Here is a 17,086-nt window from a genome sequence, read left to right on the forward strand (position 1 = left end):
TTTCTAAAATAATTTGCATGAAGCCTGTTACCGTATGCTTTGGAGAAATACTCTGGGATGTGTTTCCCAACGGCGTCCGCAAGCCCGGCGGCGCCCCTTTCAATGTAGCCTATCACCTTTCCCGCCTCGGGATGGACAGCCATATTATCAGTCGCACCGGCGCCGATGAAGCCGGAGAAGCGCTGCGGAAAATCCTGCGGCAGTGGCAGGTGCCGGAAGACATGTTACAGCTGGACACGCAGCAGCCTACCGGCACCGTACAGGCCACGCAGGGCGCCAATCATGAAATGCATTACGATATCCTGAAACCGGTGGCGTGGGACTTTATTGCCTGGCAACCGGAGCAGGAGGCACTGGTACGCCGCTCCGGCGCTTTTGTGTTTGGCAGCCTCGCCATCCGCAGCGAAGTGTCCCGCCAGACTTTATGGAAACTGCTGGACGTAGCTCCCTACAAGGTGCTGGACATCAATATCCGTCCGCCTCACAGCGATATGAACACTATCCGTGAACTGCTGCGCCGCGTCGACCTGGTGAAGATGAACGAAGAAGAACTACAACTGGTGCTGCATGCAACAGGAGATACTTTTGACACGCCGGAAGAGGGCGCCCGTATCGTGATGCAACGTTACGGCGTACCGCAGCTGATCATCACCCGCGGCAGCAAAGGGGCCGTGTATGTGGACGGGCATGGGCAATTCGGGCGTCCGGCCAAGCAGGTGACGGTAAAAGACACCGTAGGCAGCGGCGATTCCTTCCTGGCGGCATTCCTGTCCCAAATATTGAAAGGACGCCCGGTACCGGCGGCGCTGGACCTGGCCGTGGAAGTGAGCGGGTTCGTTACCACCTGCGAAGGTGCCAACCCGGAATACGACGGTAGCAGATTTGATGTTTGATTTTCGTAACTTAGCGTTATGGCAAAAGCACAAACCATCACAGAATTCTATCACGAGAAAATTCACTGTATTCCTGACAATCTTCAGCAGGACATCGGGCATTTTAATGTTTTCCGGATGGAAGATTGTCAGCCTGCAAGTCCCAGCATGTCATACAACCGCCGGGATTTTTATAAGATAAGCCTGTTGCGGGGAAAGTTCATTTACCATTATGCCGACAGAAGCATACTGACAGAAGACGGAAACCTGCTGTTCTTTAATCCGCAGGTGCCCTATGCGTGGGAACAGTTGTCCAAGGAAAAGGCAAGCGGTTACTTCTGTATCTTCCGCGAATCTTTTCTGACAGAGATGGGCCGGCATACGCTGAGGGACCTGCCCATGTTCCACCCGCAGGGAAAGCCTTCTTACCGGCTTACTACGGAACTGGAAAAAGAAGTGGAGCGGCTGTTCATTAAAATGCTGAATGAAATCAACAGTGATTACCGGGGGAAATATGACCTGATCCGTAATTATCTCATGGAGATGTTACACCTGGTCATGAAAATGGAGCCTTCGGAGAAGCTTTACCAGCACCGTAATGCCAACGAACGAATTACTGCCGTGTTCATAGAACTGCTGGAACGGCAGTTTCCTATTGAGACGCCGGGACAGCTGTTCCGGCTGCGCTCTGCCAGCGACTTCGCCGCAGAACTGTCAGTGCATGTCAACCACCTCAACCGGGCCGTAAAGGAAACTACGGGTAAAACCACCACCACCCATATAGCGGAAAGAATCGTGACGGAGGCAAAAGCATTGCTCCGCCATACTGACCTGAACGTGTCCGAAATCAGCTACAGTCTTGGGTTTGAAGAGCCGTCCCACTTCAATAACTTCTTCCGTAAACATACCCGGATGACGCCGACCGGATTTCGAATTGTTTGATTTTTGCAATCATTCGTTTGTTTGGCGTAACAACCGGCATCTCCGCCGCCACTAATTTTGTTGTCATAAAAAGTTAAACATCTTATGAGCAACAAAAAAGTATGGTTTGTGACCGGCGCCTCCAAAGGATTGGGTCGCGACCTCGTGAAAAAACTGTTGGCCGGCGGTTACCGTGTGGCAGCCACTTCCCGCAATCTCGATGAGCTGAGCAAAATAGCTACAGACGATAATTTCCTGCCCCTCTCCATGCAGGTGACTGACGAAGCCAGCGTAGCGAAAGCCCTGGCAGATACCGTCGTGCGCTTTGGACGCGTAGACGTGGTGGTGAATAACGCCGGCTACGGACTGGCAGGCAGCATCGAAGAACTGTCTGACAGCGAAGCACGCGGTAATTTTGATATCAACGTTTTCGGTACACTCAATGTCATCCGTAAAGTGTTGCCTTATTTCCGCGCGCAAAAATCCGGGCATATCTTCAACGTGTCTTCCATTGCCGGCTTTATCGGAAGTTTCCCCGGCTTTGGTATTTACTGCGCTACCAAATTCGCAGTGGATGGTCTTTCCGAGTCTCTTGCCACAGAAGTAAAACCATTCGGCATACACGTGACCATCGTTTCTCCCGGGTATTTCCGGACTGACTTCCTCGCCGGTAGTTCGCTCGGCGTACCTGCAACGCCTATTGCAGACTACACGCAGGTAAGGGAACAACTTGCCCGTCACCAGAATGAAATCAACCACAATCAGCCTGGTGATCCGGAAAAAGCCGCAGCGGCCTTTATCGAGGTGAGCGAAGCGGAAAATCCGCCGGTACATCTCTTCCTGGGTGAAGATGCGTATAACATGGTGTATACTAAAATCGATGCAATTAAAGAAGAAGTGGAAGCGTGGAAAGCAACAACCGTAAATACCGGTTTTTAATTCATATGATAGCCCCGGGCCACGGGCCGAAGTCCCGGGGCTATCATATTACTGTATCTCGAAAGTGGCTGTCAGGGAGAGTTTGCCGGCTTTTCCCTTCGTCACAAGGTCCTGTATCTGTTTATCGGTCAGTTTTTTCCCTTTTACCTCAAACGGAATTTTAAAGCCACATACTTTGAAGTTGGCGCAGCCGTAGGCGCTGTTGCCTTTTATCAGCTGGTGTTCCTTGCATTTGGGACAGTTGAGCACCGCCAGGTCTACCGGTTTTTTCTCTCTGGGCTTACGCTCTTTTTTCGGTTTCTCTTCTTTATCTGCTGATGGCGGCGGCGCATCCGGTGCGATGGTAATGGTTTTATAGCTCGCCGTTTTCACTTCTTTGGTAAGATCGGCCACCATGGTGATCAGTTCATCTTTGAACGTGTCCATGGCATATTCCCCTTTTTCGATCAGGCGCAGTTTGCGTTCCCACTGGCCGGTCAGTTCGGCGCTTTTCAGCAGCTCCGTCTGGATGGTGTCAATCAGGTCGATACCGGTTTGTGTAGCGAAAATGTTCTTTTTTCTTTTGTCGATGTATTTGCGGCGGAACAGCGTTTCGATGATATTGGCGCGGGTGGAAGGACGGCCGATGCCGTTGTCTTTCAGCAGTTCGCGCATTTCTTCATCATCCACCTGTTTGCCTGCTGTTTCCATTGCGCGGAGCAGGCTGGCTTCCGTAAAGGCTTTGGGCGGGGATGTTTTGCCCTGATGGATACGGGGCGTATGCGGACCGCTTTCTCCTACCACAAAGTCCGGAATAAATTTCTCTTCTTCCTCGCCTTCTTTTTTGATGCTGGTATCGTTGGCGTATACTTCTTTCCAGCCCGGCTCAATGATTTGTTTACCAGTGACTTTAAACGGTACCTGGCCTACTTTTCCCAGTACGGTGGTGTTGGATATTTTACACTCCGGATAGAACGCAGCAATGAAGCGGCGTGCGATCAGGTCGTAAATCCTTTTTTCTTCCGGTGGCAGTCCGCCGCCGGGATGCACGCCTGTGGGGATGATGGCATGGTGGTCCGTTACTTTCTTATCGTCAAAAACGGTTTTCAGTTTAGGGATGGGATTGGCCAGCACCGGGGCGGTGAGCGCCGCGTAGGGTGTCATGTCCTGCAGTATGCCGGCTACTTTGGGATGCAGGTCTTCCGAGAGGTAGGTGGTATCTACGCGCGGGTAGGTGACCAGTTTTTTCTCGTAGAGGTTCTGCACGTATTTGAGGGTGTCGTCTGCGGAGTATGCATATTTTTTGTTGGCGGCCACCTGCAGTGAGGTGAGGTCAAACAGGCGGGGATTACCTTCTTTGCCGTCTTTTTTCTCGAAGGATGTCACTTCAAACGGATGTTCCTGTAAGTAGGCCAGCCCTTTCTGCGCTTTTTCCACACTGCCGAGGCGGTCAATGGCGGCGGTAAATTCCGTGTCGCGGTACACCGTTTTCAGTTCCCAGTAATCTTCCGACACGAAGGCATTGATCTCTTTCTGCCGGGCAACGATCATGGCCAGGGTAGGGGTTTGCACCCGCCCTATGGACAGTACCGTTTTACCCACGGCAAATTTTTTGGTAAAGAGACGGGTGGCGTTCATGCCCAACAGCCAGTCGCCGATAGCGCGGGCGCTGCCGGCGGCATAGAGATTGTCGTACTGACCGGCATCCCTGAGCTGCTGGAAGCCATTACGTATAGCCTCTTCCGTGAGAGAGGAAATCCAGAGTCTTTTGACGGGAGCAGTGCATTTCGCTTTGAGCAGCACCCATCGTTGTATCAGTTCACCTTCCTGGCCGGCATCACCGCAGTTGATCACTTCATCACATTGTTGTACCAACTGCTCGATAACTTTAAACTGCTTTTGTACGCCGTTATTTTCTATCAGTTTGATACCAAAACTGGGAGGTATCATGGGGAGGTCTTCCAGCCGCCAGAATTTCCATTGTTCGTAATAATCATGTGGTTCTTTCAGTGTACAAAAATGGCCGAAAGTCCAGGTCACCTGGTAGCCATTGCCTTCGTAGTAGCCGTCTTTACGTTGCTTCGCACCGATTACTTCTGCTATGTCCCTGGCCACACTTGGTTTTTCTGCAATGCAAACTTTCATAAAAAGTTGAAATAGGGTAACAAATATCGGACAATTTACTGTTTTTGCCGGATTTTAATAGGCTGGCGGGATACATTAATCGCGGGTTATTATGAGAAGATTAACAATTATTACAAGGGGTAAATGTTCTTATTAACAATCTTGGGACAACCTTTCCCCCTGAAATGCCGTAAATTGTTAGTGCTAAATCCTTAAACCCTGGATTTTATGATAGCGTTTAATCAGGCACTGATCGTCCTTGCGAGAGATAAGGAAGTTACCATTGCTCACACCCGTCTCAAAGACTCTGTCGGAGACTTTAAAACCCGTGAAATACTCCACCAGCTGCTGAACCATACGCAGGAAACAGCCTCTTACATCAATATGGACAAGTATGTGGTGCTGGAAGAAATGGCTGATTACGGCTTGTGGGAGGAATACATTATTTTCCCTAAACTGGGCAACGATGCCGGTGAATCGATGTCACTGGCTTTTAACCTGGTATTTGCCACTGGTTACCAGGAAGTGGTGATGGTGGGCATGGACTGCCCGCACCTGTCTCCTGAATTGCTGGAAGAGGCTTTTGCCGCATTGAAACATAACCAGGTGGTCATCGGCCCCGCGCAACATGGCGGCTTTTATCTGCTGGGCATGCAACGTTTTTATCCCGAACTTTTCGATTTTGTGGATGCCGGCTCTGCCCATTGGCTTCGCCGCCTGCTGACAGCCATCAATAAACTACAATTGCGGTTTACTTTTCTGCCTACGCTCAACGTGGTACAGGAACTGGCAGATGTGCCGGAAGACTGGCTATGATTGTGACGGCCATGATTTTTACTGGTCCGCCTGATTTGGGAAGATGACAACGTACCTTTTCCCTGTCGTTGTTTTGGGCCTGATGTTTTATATTTGAGCCATGACTAACCCCCTTCCAACGTATCAATCCGCCTTCGGGCTACTTCAGGCAGAAGCCGCCCCGGACGATCAGTTCTTTTGGAAAGGCGATATTACGCTGCAGCATCCGCTGTTCACCGGAACAGTGCCTGTTTATCTCATCACAAAAGAAGCACAACTGTCGCCCGACATGCTCGGCTTTACAGAACAGATCGTTGCCAACGTGGGAGCGTACATTGAAAAGTCATTGACATTTATCCAACAGACGCTGGCCAATGACCCTGAAGCGTACGGGATCACCCCGGAAGAGCGTGCCTGGCTGGATGTAGACATCAGCGAGTTTCCGCTGGAATTTCCGGAAATTACATTTTATGAAGCTGAGGAATGGTTTATGCGGTTTGCCCAGGGCCGGTTCCGGATCTGTGATCCATATGGTATCGGCATCACTTATCGTGGTACCGTTCCCGTTAATGTGAATAACCTGGAAGACAGCATCAGCGCGGAATAACAGGCGATTTATGCTGACTTATATGCTTTGATCATATCCCCGATTTCTTTTCTGCCGAAATATTCGGCCCAGTCCAGCGCATTGGCTTTATGTATGGCGTCTTTGATTTCCAGGTCGGGTTGTGCAGCGATGGCCAGTTGCGCCAGTGCGATATCGTTTTTCTCAGCTGCCGCGTGTAATAGTGTATACTGAAAATCCCCGTACAGGCGGTTCACTTCATCCGGGCTTTGCGCCAACAGCGCCGCGGTACGGTCTTTCCAGCCCAGTTTCCAGGCGTCCAGTGCGCCACAGGCAACACCGTGCGCTATCAGCCATTCAGCTGCAGCCGGCTGTTGGCAATGCACGGCCAGTTCCATGAGGTGCATGCCATTGCAGAGGGGCGCCTTCAGGTCGGCGCCTGCGAAGACCTCTAAGGCCGTAATATCGCCTTTGCCAATTGCCTCTGCCAGCGCTATCTCTTCAGCGCCAGGCGGACGGGTTTGCAGGCGGTCGTCTGTGATCCACCAGGTAAGTCCGTCGTTGATCCATTGAAAGCCTAATTGCTCGTATATGGGCCTGCCCATAGGGTTGGCATTCAGCGTAGCGTAATGATATCCTTTTTCGCGGGCATGTATACAGGCGGCGTTCACGATAGCCTTGCCAATGCCGCGGCCCCTCGCCTCCGGTACCACACCTACGTTGTAAATGCCTGCTACGCCACCTCCAAATAGCAACAGTGTCTGTGCTACAATGCGGCCATTTAACGTGGCGACAAAACGTTGCACCAGCTCCGGGCTTTCCTGTTGCAGGCCGGTCGTTCCTTTATTGTTGTTTGCTGCATAGGGGAGTTCTTTAATGGAATGCAGCGGCGTGGTGTTGTCTGCTGCAATATGCAGCCCTTCCGGTGATGCGTAGGTGGCGTTGATGTTTTGAAGGTCCAGCGCCATCCAGCAGGGTTGCCATCCCGGCTGAAATCCACGGGCCAGCAGCAGTACGTCCAGCTGCGGTGTCGCCGGCGGGTTGAGTGACCAGCAGCCCAGATTACGGCTGGGATGGGCCTGATAGAAGGCCATCATATCGTTCAGCTTTGCGGTATCGGCGGACAGTGCAGGAAAGAGAACTGTGCCGCTGCCTTCTGCTTCAATGTAAGTCCAGGAAAGGCCTGCTTCCTGGTGTATGATGCCGTTTTTGATACGGGCGTCGAGGAGGAATAATTCACAATGATTTTGCGCGATGGCAGTTTCAAGTTGCGTGGGCGTGGCGTTGCATAAAGTGGTATTCATGGCGTCTGATTAATGGGCAAACGGAATTAACGAATTAAAACTACAATAAAAAAATGGCCGGTTATAAAAAAGAAGAAGCCCGCATTGTATACACAATGCAGGCTTCTGTTATGATCATGGTCGCCAAAATGAGTAACGTTGGTCAGTTTTCAGTCATCCCCCAGTCCTTGTATTGTGCCCTTATCTTATTGAGAACAGGGCCTTCAAACGGTATACATCCACCTGCGAAAAAATCGGTCCAGGTGATATCGCTGTTATAGTGGGCGAGCGTATAGCCGTTTTCAAATGTCAGCAGCAGCTGGTGTTTTTCCTGTTTCACCTGAAAACGTCCGAGGGTGTTAAGCAGTAACCTTCTGAGGGCGCCTTGTGCCATATAACCGGCTGCTGTTTCCTGGCATAACGGAAAAAGGGTATGCACCATTACATAGTCTGCCAGGAAAGGTTGGACATTAAAATGAGCAGCGGCGAGCAATGACATTTCATAATATGCCGCTGCTGGCTTCATTTTATTTCCATGTTTTTTCACCTTTTTTCATTTTATCCAGGATATCCTGATATGTTTTTTTATCACTGGAGGGGGCTAGTTCCACCGCCTTTTCTTCATTGGCGATGGCGTCGTCTTTTTTGCCGGCTTTATACAGCACATTAGCGTAGGTGTCTATATAGGCCGGGTTGTTGTCTGCTTTCAGCAGGTGCTGGCACCAATTGGCCGCATTGTTGAGATGCGTGGGATCAGAGATATTTTCAAAGACGGTCCATGCGTAGGTGTTCAGTTCATTCGGCGCGATGTACGCGGCGCATTTGCCTACATATTGGTCAGCAGTGGCGGCAAAGTTGTCCCAGTCCTTCTGGTTCAGGAGGTGGATTGTTTTGGCGCGCAGGAATATTTCTTCTCCGGGGGCGCCATATTGTTTGGTTTTCGCTTCTATTTTATTCCAGTCGGGGCGGGCGGCAGCGTCTTGTACATAAGGTTTGATTTCTTCGCTGTAGATGATGGTCATCAGTCTTGCGTCGGCCTGGCGTTGACCAAGGGTTTTATTGATCTGGTCGCGGTTGTCCATCAGTAGTGCAAAACCTTTGTCGCGGCTGCTGGTTGTGAATTTATTGATGAATGCCATCTGGCTGCGTGTCAGTGGTGCTTTCATCTGCCCGATATAGTCATTGGATATTTTAGTTGCGTTGGGCTTGTCATTTACACGGAGGGCCATTTGTGCCAGTTGCTGCAGGAACGGGCCATCTTTTTTGCCTTTGTTGTAGGCATCGAGCATGGTAGCATACTGGTTGTCCGGATTGGTGGTGTCGATGTCTTTAACGATAAATGCGGCGGCCACATCGCTGGTGGGCGGAATGAAGGCGCTGTGTATCTGGCGCAACTCGGCCACCGGTACTTTGATCACTTCACGGTCATAGGAGATCAGGCCGTTTTCTTCTGTTTCCACGTCAAATGGTTCTGTATAGATAGAGCCGCTGAGGCCTTCTTCTTCGAATATTTTCAGGTGTTTGTTCATGAAGCCGTATTTGCGTGCGAAGGCAGCGGCAGGGATGGAGATATAGCCCCATCCGTCGGCTTCATTCCACTGATGGTTAGGTGTTTTTACCTGCACGCCACCCCATTCGCCGAGTACTCTTGCTTTGCCGGGGAGGGCAGGGGCAATACCGGGACCGGGGTAATCATGTATGTCTGTCAGGTCGCTGCTTTTCCATTTTTCGTTGGGGTCTTTGGGTGATTCCCGGTCATAGTTTTCGCCGGTGTGGCCGTTGATGATACGGGAAGGGTCCATCTGTTTCATGGTTTCTGTAAGGCGTTGCTGGTCATAGCGCGCCCAGCCTTCGTTGAACAGTACCCAGCAAACGATGGAGGGGGAGTTAAAACATTGGGCCACGGTAGCCGCGTTTTCTTTTTCGAAATTCTTACGGGCGTCCGCGCTGTTGTTAGGACAGGTAACCATGTCCTGCCATACCAGGATGCCTTCTTTGTCGCAATGATAATACCAGCGGGCGGGTTCCACTTTTACGTGTTTGCGGATGGTATTAAAGCCCATGGATTTGATGGCGAGGACATCAAATTTCAGCGCGTCGTCGGTAGGAGCGGTATACAGTCCGTCGGGCCAGAATCCCTGGTCCAGCACGCCGAGGTTATAGGTGTATTTTCCGTTGAGGAAGATACGTTCCTGTCCGTTTTCGTCTTTTTTGATTTCTATTTTACGCATGCCGAAGTAAGAGCCAACGGTGTCGACTACTTTGTTGTTATACAGCAGCTTTACGGTGAGGTTGTAGAGGAACGGTTCGTTGGGCGACCAGAGGCGGGCGTTTGGAACGGGCAGTTGCAGATCTGTGTTGGGTTTGCCTTTGATGGTGCCTATCACGGCGCCGTTGGAGGATGCCACGGCTTCCACGGTATAACCGGCAGCGTTACCGGGCGTGTTTACGCGCAGGTCGAGGTGTTGCTGGTCTACCTGCGGCACCATTTTCAGTCCGTCGATATACACCGCCGGCACTGTTTCGAGCCAGACGGTCTGCCAGATGCCGCTGCTGCCGGTGTAGAGGATATTGCGGGGCTGCAGCACCTGTTTACCGTGCGGGTTGTCGCCTGCGTCGGTTGGGTCCAGTACAGACACGACCAGTTCATTGCCTTTGTCTTTCAGCTGGTCGGTGATATCGAACTGGAAGCCGGTGTAGCCGCCGGTGTGGGTGCCGATTTTTTTACCGTTGAGGAAAACGGCCGCGTCGAAATCGACTGCGCCGAAGTGCAGCAGTACTCTGTCTTTTCCTTTAGCGGCGGGTTTATTGAAAGTTCTTTTATACCATAAGCGTTGGTCTGGCTGTAAGGTTTTCTGTACGCCGGAGAGGGCTGATTCGAGTGGGAATGGAACGAGTATCTCGCCGTTGAACGAAGGGGGGGGTGTCTGGTCACCGGCGCTGGTGATGGCATATTGCCAGATGCCGTTGAGGTTTTCCCAGTTGGGCCGTACCATTTGTGGCCGGGGGTATTCGGGCAGGGCGTTGGAGGGACTGACTTCTTTGGCCCATCTTGTCTGGAGAGGGGACGGTTTCATTTTCCAGGATACCGCCGTCTGGCCGGATGCGAGGATACTGAGGGTGGTGCATCCCAAAACGAGGAATGCAACGCTGATTTGTCGTAACATGTTCAGGTCGGTTAATAATAACTAGATAATCGATGTCTATAATATACGTTATGCGGGTGCTTACAGGCCGCAGCCGTGTATTTTGGTTGGTTTTGGGGGATAGTGCCGGTTCACGGGCCTATTCAAAATGGAGGACGCCTTGCTGGTCATACCTGGATTTGATGCCGTCTGCACGTTCCAGGTTATGGAGGAAAGCCTGCAGGGGCTGGTTCCGGTCTATAATGCCGAAGAAGCGTCTGCTGCTGACTCTTTGGTTGTCCAGGGCGATGGTCACGCCGAACCAGCGGAGTATGACGGGGGCCAGTTCCTGCAGGGAGGCGTTTTCGAAGGTATACACCCCTGTGCGCCAGCCCAGCACTTTGTCTTCGTCGAATGCTTCTTTGGTGACGCCGTTGTGGCTGCTGGTGATTTCGTAGCCGGGTTTAAGGAGAACGTTTTCCCTGCCGGTGGCTATTTTCACTGCGCCTTCCACGAGGGCTACTTTCACGAGGCCTGCATCATAGGTATTGATATTAAAGGCGGTGCCCAGTACGTTGACAGTATTGCCGGGCAGGTGCACAATAAAGGGCTGGTCTGCTTTGGCGGCAATCTGGAGGTAGGCTTCCCCGTCGATGGTTATTTCGCGGGTTTTGCCCGGGAAAGTGAACGGGAAGTTGATGGTGGTGGCGGCATTCAGTTGAATCTGTGTGCCGTCTGCCAGTAAAAGGTGGTAGTCCTTGCCTGCCGGCACGGTGAGGGTGTTAATCCCGGTACCGCTTTGGTGGCTGGCATCGAAGCTGAGTGTATGTTGTGTGTTGTTTAATACGGTGTTGCCCACGCGGATGCCTGCCGAGTCGTTGCTGAGGTCAATGGTTTTGCCTTCAGCTGTTACCAGGCGGATGGTGTGGACGGAACTGTCCTGTAATGCTGCCAGTGGCTGCCTGGCCGCATGTTTGAACAGGTACCAGCTTCCCGTGAGGGCCATCAGGCAGGCTGCGGCAATGCTGCCGGCTTTTTTGACAAAACGAAGCCTGTTCCCTTTGTTGAGGTCTGCCAGTACCTCTTCAACGGGATGCTGATCATGGCTTTCGCTTGCATCAGCCAGTAGCCGGGAACGTTCACGTTGGATGCCCTCCCAGATATTGCGTGCCTGGAGATCTTCCCTGATGGCGCTTTGCAGAAAGGTTTTGTCTTCCTCGCTGATCATTCCCAGCAGCTCATCCAAAGAAAGGTCTCTGATTTTTTCATAATCCATTTGAATGGGATGTTATCCTATTAACGGTGTTCACGACAAAAAGTACTATAGGTCACGGGAAGATTTTAGTTTTTTTCTGAGAATACGGAGGGTAGTGCTCATTTGATTTTTCACCGTTTGGAGAGAGAGGTTTTTTTCCGCAACAATTTCCCGTTGCGTTTTATCTTCCATGTATGACATTTCAAAAACGGCCCTTTGGGCCAGGGGCAGCGCATTAATGGCGGTGGCCAGCTGAAGCGACAGTTCCTTTCGTTCCATGGGATTAACACAAACGGTCAGCTCCTTCAGGCTCATATATTGATGTACATTACGCTCTTTTACCACACTGCGCCGGATACGGTCCATACACTTGTTGCGCACACAGGTGGCCAGGTAACTTTTCAGATGGAGATTGTCCACCAGCTTGTCGCGCCGGTTCCAGATCACGATCAAAACGTCATGTACCACGTCAGCCGCTTCCTCTGCATCCTTCAGGATGTAGTTGGCCTCTATGTGCAGCCGTTTGTAATAACGATTGTAAAGCTGGGTGAATGCCCACTCGCTGCCGACCTTCAGGTCTGCTACCAATTGTGCATCAGTGTAAGGTTCCATCGTACTTTCCCCCTGTTGAATAATGAGTTTAACATAGCTTACCTGTCAATAAATAATATTCTCCTGTATCTGCCAATGGTTATGTCCGGGAATGAAAATGAAAAGGGGTCTTCAGAACAGTTACAAGTGTAATATTAACTCCAGGTTAATATATTGTTACCAAATTAAGATATTCTGTTATCGGCGAAACAACCGCAACCATCACAGATTGTTAAGCATTTGTAAAGCATGAATTTATTACCGGTGACTTGTTAACAACAGGGCGCAGTTTATAGTGGCCGATGGTACTTTTTGTCGTTCACCGCGTTTAGATTATGAATTGTTTTTTTGACTTGATGAAAGACCTCTCTGAAACCCTTGCCCGGTATTACCCCTTTAGCTATTCACCATTCCAAATTTCCCTCTTTAATATATATGAAGACACACTTGCTTATCCTCTGGCTTTTCTCGCTCTCACCCCATAGCTCGTCTAACCAGGCGGAGAAAATAAAAGTCAACCTCAACGTCCGTAACGCCCCGCTCCGGGAAGTCTTCCGGCAAATCAGCCAGCAAACAGGCCTCCGCTTCTTTGGCAGCAACACCACCCCTTACGATGCCAAAGTATCCCTTCAGCAAAGCGGCACGGAACTCCGCAACCTGCTCGATGAAATCCTCCAGCCGCTCCACTGCTCCTGGGAGATATCCGGTAAAGTGATCATTATCAGCACTAAAAATACTTCGCCCACAGCACCGGTAACGGACGTCCTTTCCCGTAACGCTTCCCGCTCTCCCTGACCTCCTGCTTCGGCCCACTGCGGCAAAACGGCAACTGCACTGTTAAATATGTCGTATATTGCTAATGTACATGGGCTTAGAGCATCATATTATCATTATCGGCGGCGGCCTGGCAGGCCTTACCAGCGCTATCCACCTCTCCAGGGCCGGACTGCGGGTGTCCCTGATCGAAAAAAATACCTACCCCAGACATAAAGTCTGCGGAGAATATATTTCCAATGAAGTGCTGCCATACCTGCAATGGCTACACGCCGATCCTGCTGAACTGGCGCCGGCGGACATTTCCAGCCTGCTGTTATCGGCGGCCAACGGGAAAACCATTACGGCCCCGCTGCCGCTCGGCGGCTTCGGCGTCAGCCGGTACACACTGGACCATTTCCTGTTACGCAAAGCACTGGCCGCCGGCACACAACTGATCACCGATACGGTGACGGACGTGCAATACGAGGGCGACCACTGTATGGTTTATACAAAATCACATGCGCCACTGGCCGGCACGGTCGTGCTGGGCGCTTTTGGCAAACGCTCCACCCTCGACCAGCGGCTGTCCCGTTCTTTCCTCCGCAAGCCTGCACCATGGCTGGCGGTAAAAGGGCACTACGAAGGGCCGTTCCCCGACGGACAGGTGGCTTTGCATAACTTCCCCGGCGGCTATTGCGGCGTCTCCAAAACTGAAACAGGCGCGCTCAATATCTGCTACCTCGTACAGATGGACAGCTTCCGCCATTACCGCGATATCGACCAGCACCGGGAAGCCGTGTTGTTCAAAAACCATCACCTGAAAACTATTTTTAATAATAGCCGTCCCTTGTTTGATCAGCCACTGGCTATCAGCCAGATTTCTTTTGAACAGAAGACAAAAGTGGAACAACATATGCTGTTGACGGGAGATACTGCCGGCCTTATCCATCCACTGTGCGGCAACGGGATGGCCATGGCCATCCACAGCGCCCGCCTGGCGGCCACGACGGTACTGCGCTTCTGTAACGATGCATCGTATGACCGTAGCCGTATGGAAGCCGACTATGCAAGGGAATGGGACAAAGCATTTAACCGCCGTATGAAAATGGGAAGATTGCTGAATAACCTCTTCCTGAAAGACAGGTTGTCCACCTGGCTGGTGCAACAAATGGCTTCACTGCCGGCAGTGCTGCCATTTATCATCAGGCAAACACACGGACGACCAAAAGATTTTGCCATTTAACGGTTCGGTCGTGACACATACAGCCATTAGAACAGTTAAATGATCAAATAACAGAATATTAAAATGAATTTATGCCCGATACCAGACAACGTATACTGGCACCAGAGATCATGGACGATTTTGCCATGGAAGGGGAACAACTGCAGCGGGCGCTGGAAAAAATCGCTCAGATCAACCGGCGCCTGGGAGGCAACCGTATTACGGTAAAAGGCGTAGATATGCTGATGCGTCAGCTGCCGGCAGGCAAAACGGTGCGCATCGTGGACATCGGTTGCGGCAACGGTGATATGCTGCGGGCACTGGCCGCACATGGCCGCAAAAAAAACTGGAACCTGCAGCTGGCAGGCATCGACGCCAATCCGTTCACCATCCGGCTGGCAGGAGAGTTATCGGCCGCATATCCGGAAATCAGTTACCACTGCTTCGATGTGACGCAGGGGCCGTTTCCCGAAATGGAAGGAGACATCCTGCTGCTGACACTCACGCTGCATCATTTCACAGACCAGGAAATACTGGCGCTGATGCAACGTTTCCGCCGCAGTGCCACTGCCGGCATTGTGGTCAACGACCTGCACCGCAGTGGCATCGCCTACCGGCTTTTTCAGCTGTTATGTTATACGCTGCGCCTGGAAGAAATGACCCGTTATGACGGCCTTACCTCCATCATGCGCGGGTTCAAACGTTCGGAGCTGGTACAACTGTCAAAAAAACTAAATATCAGGCATCAAAGCCTCCGTTGGCAATGGGCTTTCCGTTACCAATGGGTCATATCTAATTTATGAGTGTAAAAATTCAATCAGTAGCCAAGGCATTGCCGCCATATACCAGGCCTACCAGTGAAATTATGCCGTACCTGGACCTATGGCTGGCTGGACAAGACGAGCGGTTTATCAGAAAGGTTAAAAAAATTTTTGAGAACGCGGCGGTTGACCAACGGTATTCTATCATGAATGCGGAAGAAGTGTTCAACGCCACTTCCTTCGAAGAAAAAAACAATTTGTATATCCGCGAGGGCACAGAACTGGGCCGGCGTTGCCTGCAGGGCGCGCTGGACAAAGCCGGTTTACAGGGCGGCGATATCGATTTTATCATCACTGTCAGCTGCACCGGCTTTATGATCCCGTCTATGGACGCCTATCTGATCAATACATTGCAGATGAAGCAGGACATTGTGCGCCTGCCTGTGACGGAGATGGGTTGCGCTGCGGGTGTTTCCGGGATGATCTACGCTTACCAATTCCTGAAGGCCAATCCGGGGAAACGGGCGGCAGTGGTGGCGGTGGAGTCGCCAACGGCCACTTTCCAGCACCAGGATTTTTCCATGGCCAATATTGTCAGTGCGGCCATCTTCGGTGATGGCGCCGCCTGCGTGATATTGTCGTCACATGAGGAAGACCCCGGGCCGGCCATTGTGGGAACGGAGATGTACCATTTTTATGATGCCACACACCTGATGGGTTTTCATCTGTCCAACTCCGGTTTACAGATGGTGCTGGACATCGCGGTGCCGGAAGAGATAGCGTCGCATTTCGGGGATATTGTTCATCCTTTCCTGGCGCGTCACGGCACTTCCATTGAAGAAGTGAACCAGCTGATCTTCCATCCGGGAGGAAGAAAAATTATTCAGACAGTGGAAGAGCTGTTTGCCGGCTCAGGAAAAAATATTGACGATACCAAAGAAGTATTGCGGTTATACGGCAACATGTCGAGCGCCACCGTGTTATATGTGCTGGAGCGTATCCTCGACAGGGGTGTGCCGGCGGGCGATAAGGGGCTGATGCTGAGTTTCGGGCCGGGATTTTCCGCACAAAGAATATTATTGCAATGGTAAAAGAATTTGCCTCCAAACAATACTGGGCACTGGTGCTGGGCGGCAGCAGCGGGTTGGGCCTGGCGTCTGCGTACAGGCTGGCGTCGCATGGCATGCACCTGTGTATTGTGCATCGTAATGCTGGCGTAGAGATGGACGCCGTCAATACTGCTTTTGAAGCGCTGCGTGCCACCGGTGTGCAGGTGCTGGCATTTAACATCAATGCGGCACAGGCAGAGCGGCGCACGCTGGTATTGGAAGAACTGCGGAAAAAGATGGGCCCGGAGGGGCGTGTCCGTTGTCTTTTGCACAGTGTGGCCAAAGGCACGTTGAAAGGGATGACAACTGCGCCGGCGTTGCAAACGGACGACCTGATGATCACGCTGGAACATATGGCGGTGAGTTTGTACGACTGGACACGTGCCATATGGGAGCAGCAGCTTTTTGCCGCGGACGCGCGCGTGCTGGCGTTCACCAGCGAAGGCAGCCATCGCGCCTGGAAACATTATGCGGCCGTATCAGCCGCCAAAGCGGCCCTGGAGGCGATGAGCCGTAGCATAGCACTGGAGTTTGCGCCATACGGCATCCGGGCCAATTGTATACAGGCGGGCGTGACAGACACCCGTTCGTTGCGGATGATACCCGGCCATGAGCAGCTGCTGGAGCACAGCATTGCCCGCAGTCCGTTTGGACGGCTGACCACAGCGGACGATGTGGCGGACGTAGTTTACCTTTTATGTAAAGACGAAGCCGCCTGGGTGAATGGGGCCGTTATCCCCGTAGACGGAGGCGCACATATACAGTAAACGGATTTATGACGATAACGAC

Annotated in this window: 16 protein-coding genes; 10 read left to right on the forward strand and 6 right to left on the reverse strand. The window is 51.7% G+C overall.

From position 1 onward, the window contains the following. Nucleotides 1-17: 17 nt before the first annotated feature. The 3 genes from HGH92_RS18645 to HGH92_RS18655 all read left to right on the forward strand — a co-directional run bounded on the left by HGH92_RS18645 (nt 18) and on the right by HGH92_RS18655 (nt 2,732). Complete coding sequence (locus HGH92_RS18645; protein WP_168872266.1) at nt 18-893, forward strand: carbohydrate kinase family protein; 876 nt, start codon at nt 18-20, stop codon at nt 891-893. A gap of 18 nt (nt 894-911) precedes the next feature. Continuing rightward, a complete protein-coding gene (locus tag HGH92_RS18650) occupies nt 912-1,814 on the forward strand; it encodes a helix-turn-helix domain-containing protein (RefSeq protein ID WP_168872267.1) in 903 nt (300 codons plus the stop codon). 84 nt (nt 1,815-1,898) lie between these two features. Beyond that, complete coding sequence (locus HGH92_RS18655; RefSeq protein WP_168872268.1) at nt 1,899-2,732, forward strand: oxidoreductase; 834 nt, start codon at nt 1,899-1,901, stop codon at nt 2,730-2,732. A gap of 48 nt (nt 2,733-2,780) precedes the next feature. Here HGH92_RS18655 and HGH92_RS18660 read toward each other — a convergent pair whose 3' ends face one another. Beyond that, nucleotides 2,781-4,856: a type IA DNA topoisomerase gene (locus HGH92_RS18660; protein ID WP_168872269.1), complete on the reverse strand. Its 2,076-nt coding sequence runs from the start codon at nt 4,854-4,856 to the stop codon at nt 2,781-2,783. 207 nt (nt 4,857-5,063) lie between these two features. Here HGH92_RS18660 and HGH92_RS18665 point away from each other — a divergent pair, with 207 nt between their 5' ends. Continuing rightward, nucleotides 5,064-5,651, forward strand: a complete 588-nt coding sequence (locus HGH92_RS18665) for a TIGR04282 family arsenosugar biosynthesis glycosyltransferase (protein ID WP_168872270.1) — start codon at nt 5,064-5,066, stop codon at nt 5,649-5,651. A 100-nt stretch (nt 5,652-5,751) separates the two neighbouring features. Further along, complete coding sequence (locus tag HGH92_RS18670) at nt 5,752-6,237, forward strand: hypothetical protein (RefSeq protein ID WP_168872271.1); 486 nt, start codon at nt 5,752-5,754, stop codon at nt 6,235-6,237. Between the two features lie 8 nt (nt 6,238-6,245). Here HGH92_RS18670 and HGH92_RS18675 read toward each other — a convergent pair whose 3' ends face one another. The 5 genes from HGH92_RS18675 to HGH92_RS18695 form a co-directional block, all read right to left on the reverse strand. Further along, nucleotides 6,246-7,499 (reverse strand): GNAT family N-acetyltransferase, encoded by a 1,254-nt coding sequence (locus HGH92_RS18675; protein WP_168872272.1) that lies wholly within the window; start codon nt 7,497-7,499, stop codon nt 6,246-6,248. 142 nt (nt 7,500-7,641) lie between these two features. Next, entirely contained in the window at nt 7,642-8,004 is a 363-nt protein-coding gene (locus HGH92_RS18680; RefSeq protein ID WP_168872273.1) for a hypothetical protein, read from the reverse strand. Between the two features lies 1 nt (nt 8,005). After that, complete coding sequence (locus HGH92_RS18685) at nt 8,006-10,645, reverse strand: glycoside hydrolase family 2 protein (protein ID WP_168872274.1); 2,640 nt, start codon at nt 10,643-10,645, stop codon at nt 8,006-8,008. A gap of 118 nt (nt 10,646-10,763) precedes the next feature. Then, a complete protein-coding gene (locus HGH92_RS18690) occupies nt 10,764-11,879 on the reverse strand; it encodes a FecR family protein (RefSeq protein ID WP_168872275.1) in 1,116 nt (371 codons plus the stop codon). A gap of 45 nt (nt 11,880-11,924) precedes the next feature. Further along, on the reverse strand, nt 11,925-12,470 hold the full coding sequence (locus tag HGH92_RS18695; protein WP_168872276.1) for an RNA polymerase sigma-70 factor: 546 nt from the start codon (nt 12,468-12,470) through the stop codon (nt 11,925-11,927). A 414-nt stretch (nt 12,471-12,884) separates the two neighbouring features. Here HGH92_RS18695 and HGH92_RS18700 point away from each other — a divergent pair, with 414 nt between their 5' ends. From HGH92_RS18700 to HGH92_RS18720, 5 genes are all read left to right on the forward strand, one after another. Beyond that, nucleotides 12,885-13,244 carry an STN domain-containing protein gene (locus HGH92_RS18700; protein ID WP_168872277.1) on the forward strand — a complete coding sequence of 120 codons (360 nt, stop codon included), beginning with the start codon at nt 12,885-12,887 and terminating at the stop codon, nt 13,242-13,244. A 70-nt stretch (nt 13,245-13,314) separates the two neighbouring features. After that, nucleotides 13,315-14,448 (forward strand): NAD(P)/FAD-dependent oxidoreductase, encoded by a 1,134-nt coding sequence (locus HGH92_RS18705; protein WP_168872278.1) that lies wholly within the window; start codon nt 13,315-13,317, stop codon nt 14,446-14,448. Between the two features lie 71 nt (nt 14,449-14,519). Beyond that, a complete protein-coding gene (locus HGH92_RS18710) occupies nt 14,520-15,230 on the forward strand; it encodes a methyltransferase domain-containing protein (protein ID WP_168872279.1) in 711 nt (236 codons plus the stop codon). Continuing rightward, nucleotides 15,227-16,279 carry a type III polyketide synthase gene (locus HGH92_RS18715; protein WP_168872280.1) on the forward strand — a complete coding sequence of 351 codons (1,053 nt, stop codon included), beginning with the start codon at nt 15,227-15,229 and terminating at the stop codon, nt 16,277-16,279. The genes HGH92_RS18710 and HGH92_RS18715 overlap by 4 nt, the downstream gene beginning before the upstream one ends. After that, entirely contained in the window at nt 16,273-17,064 is a 792-nt protein-coding gene (locus HGH92_RS18720) for an SDR family oxidoreductase (protein WP_168872281.1), read from the forward strand. Before HGH92_RS18715 ends, HGH92_RS18720 begins: the two co-directional genes overlap by 7 nt. The last annotated feature ends 22 nt before the right edge of the window (nt 17,065-17,086 follow it).

The sequence above is a fragment of the Chitinophaga varians genome, assembly GCF_012641275.1.
Taxonomy (GTDB): Bacteria; Bacteroidota; Bacteroidia; order Chitinophagales; family Chitinophagaceae; genus Chitinophaga; species Chitinophaga varians_A.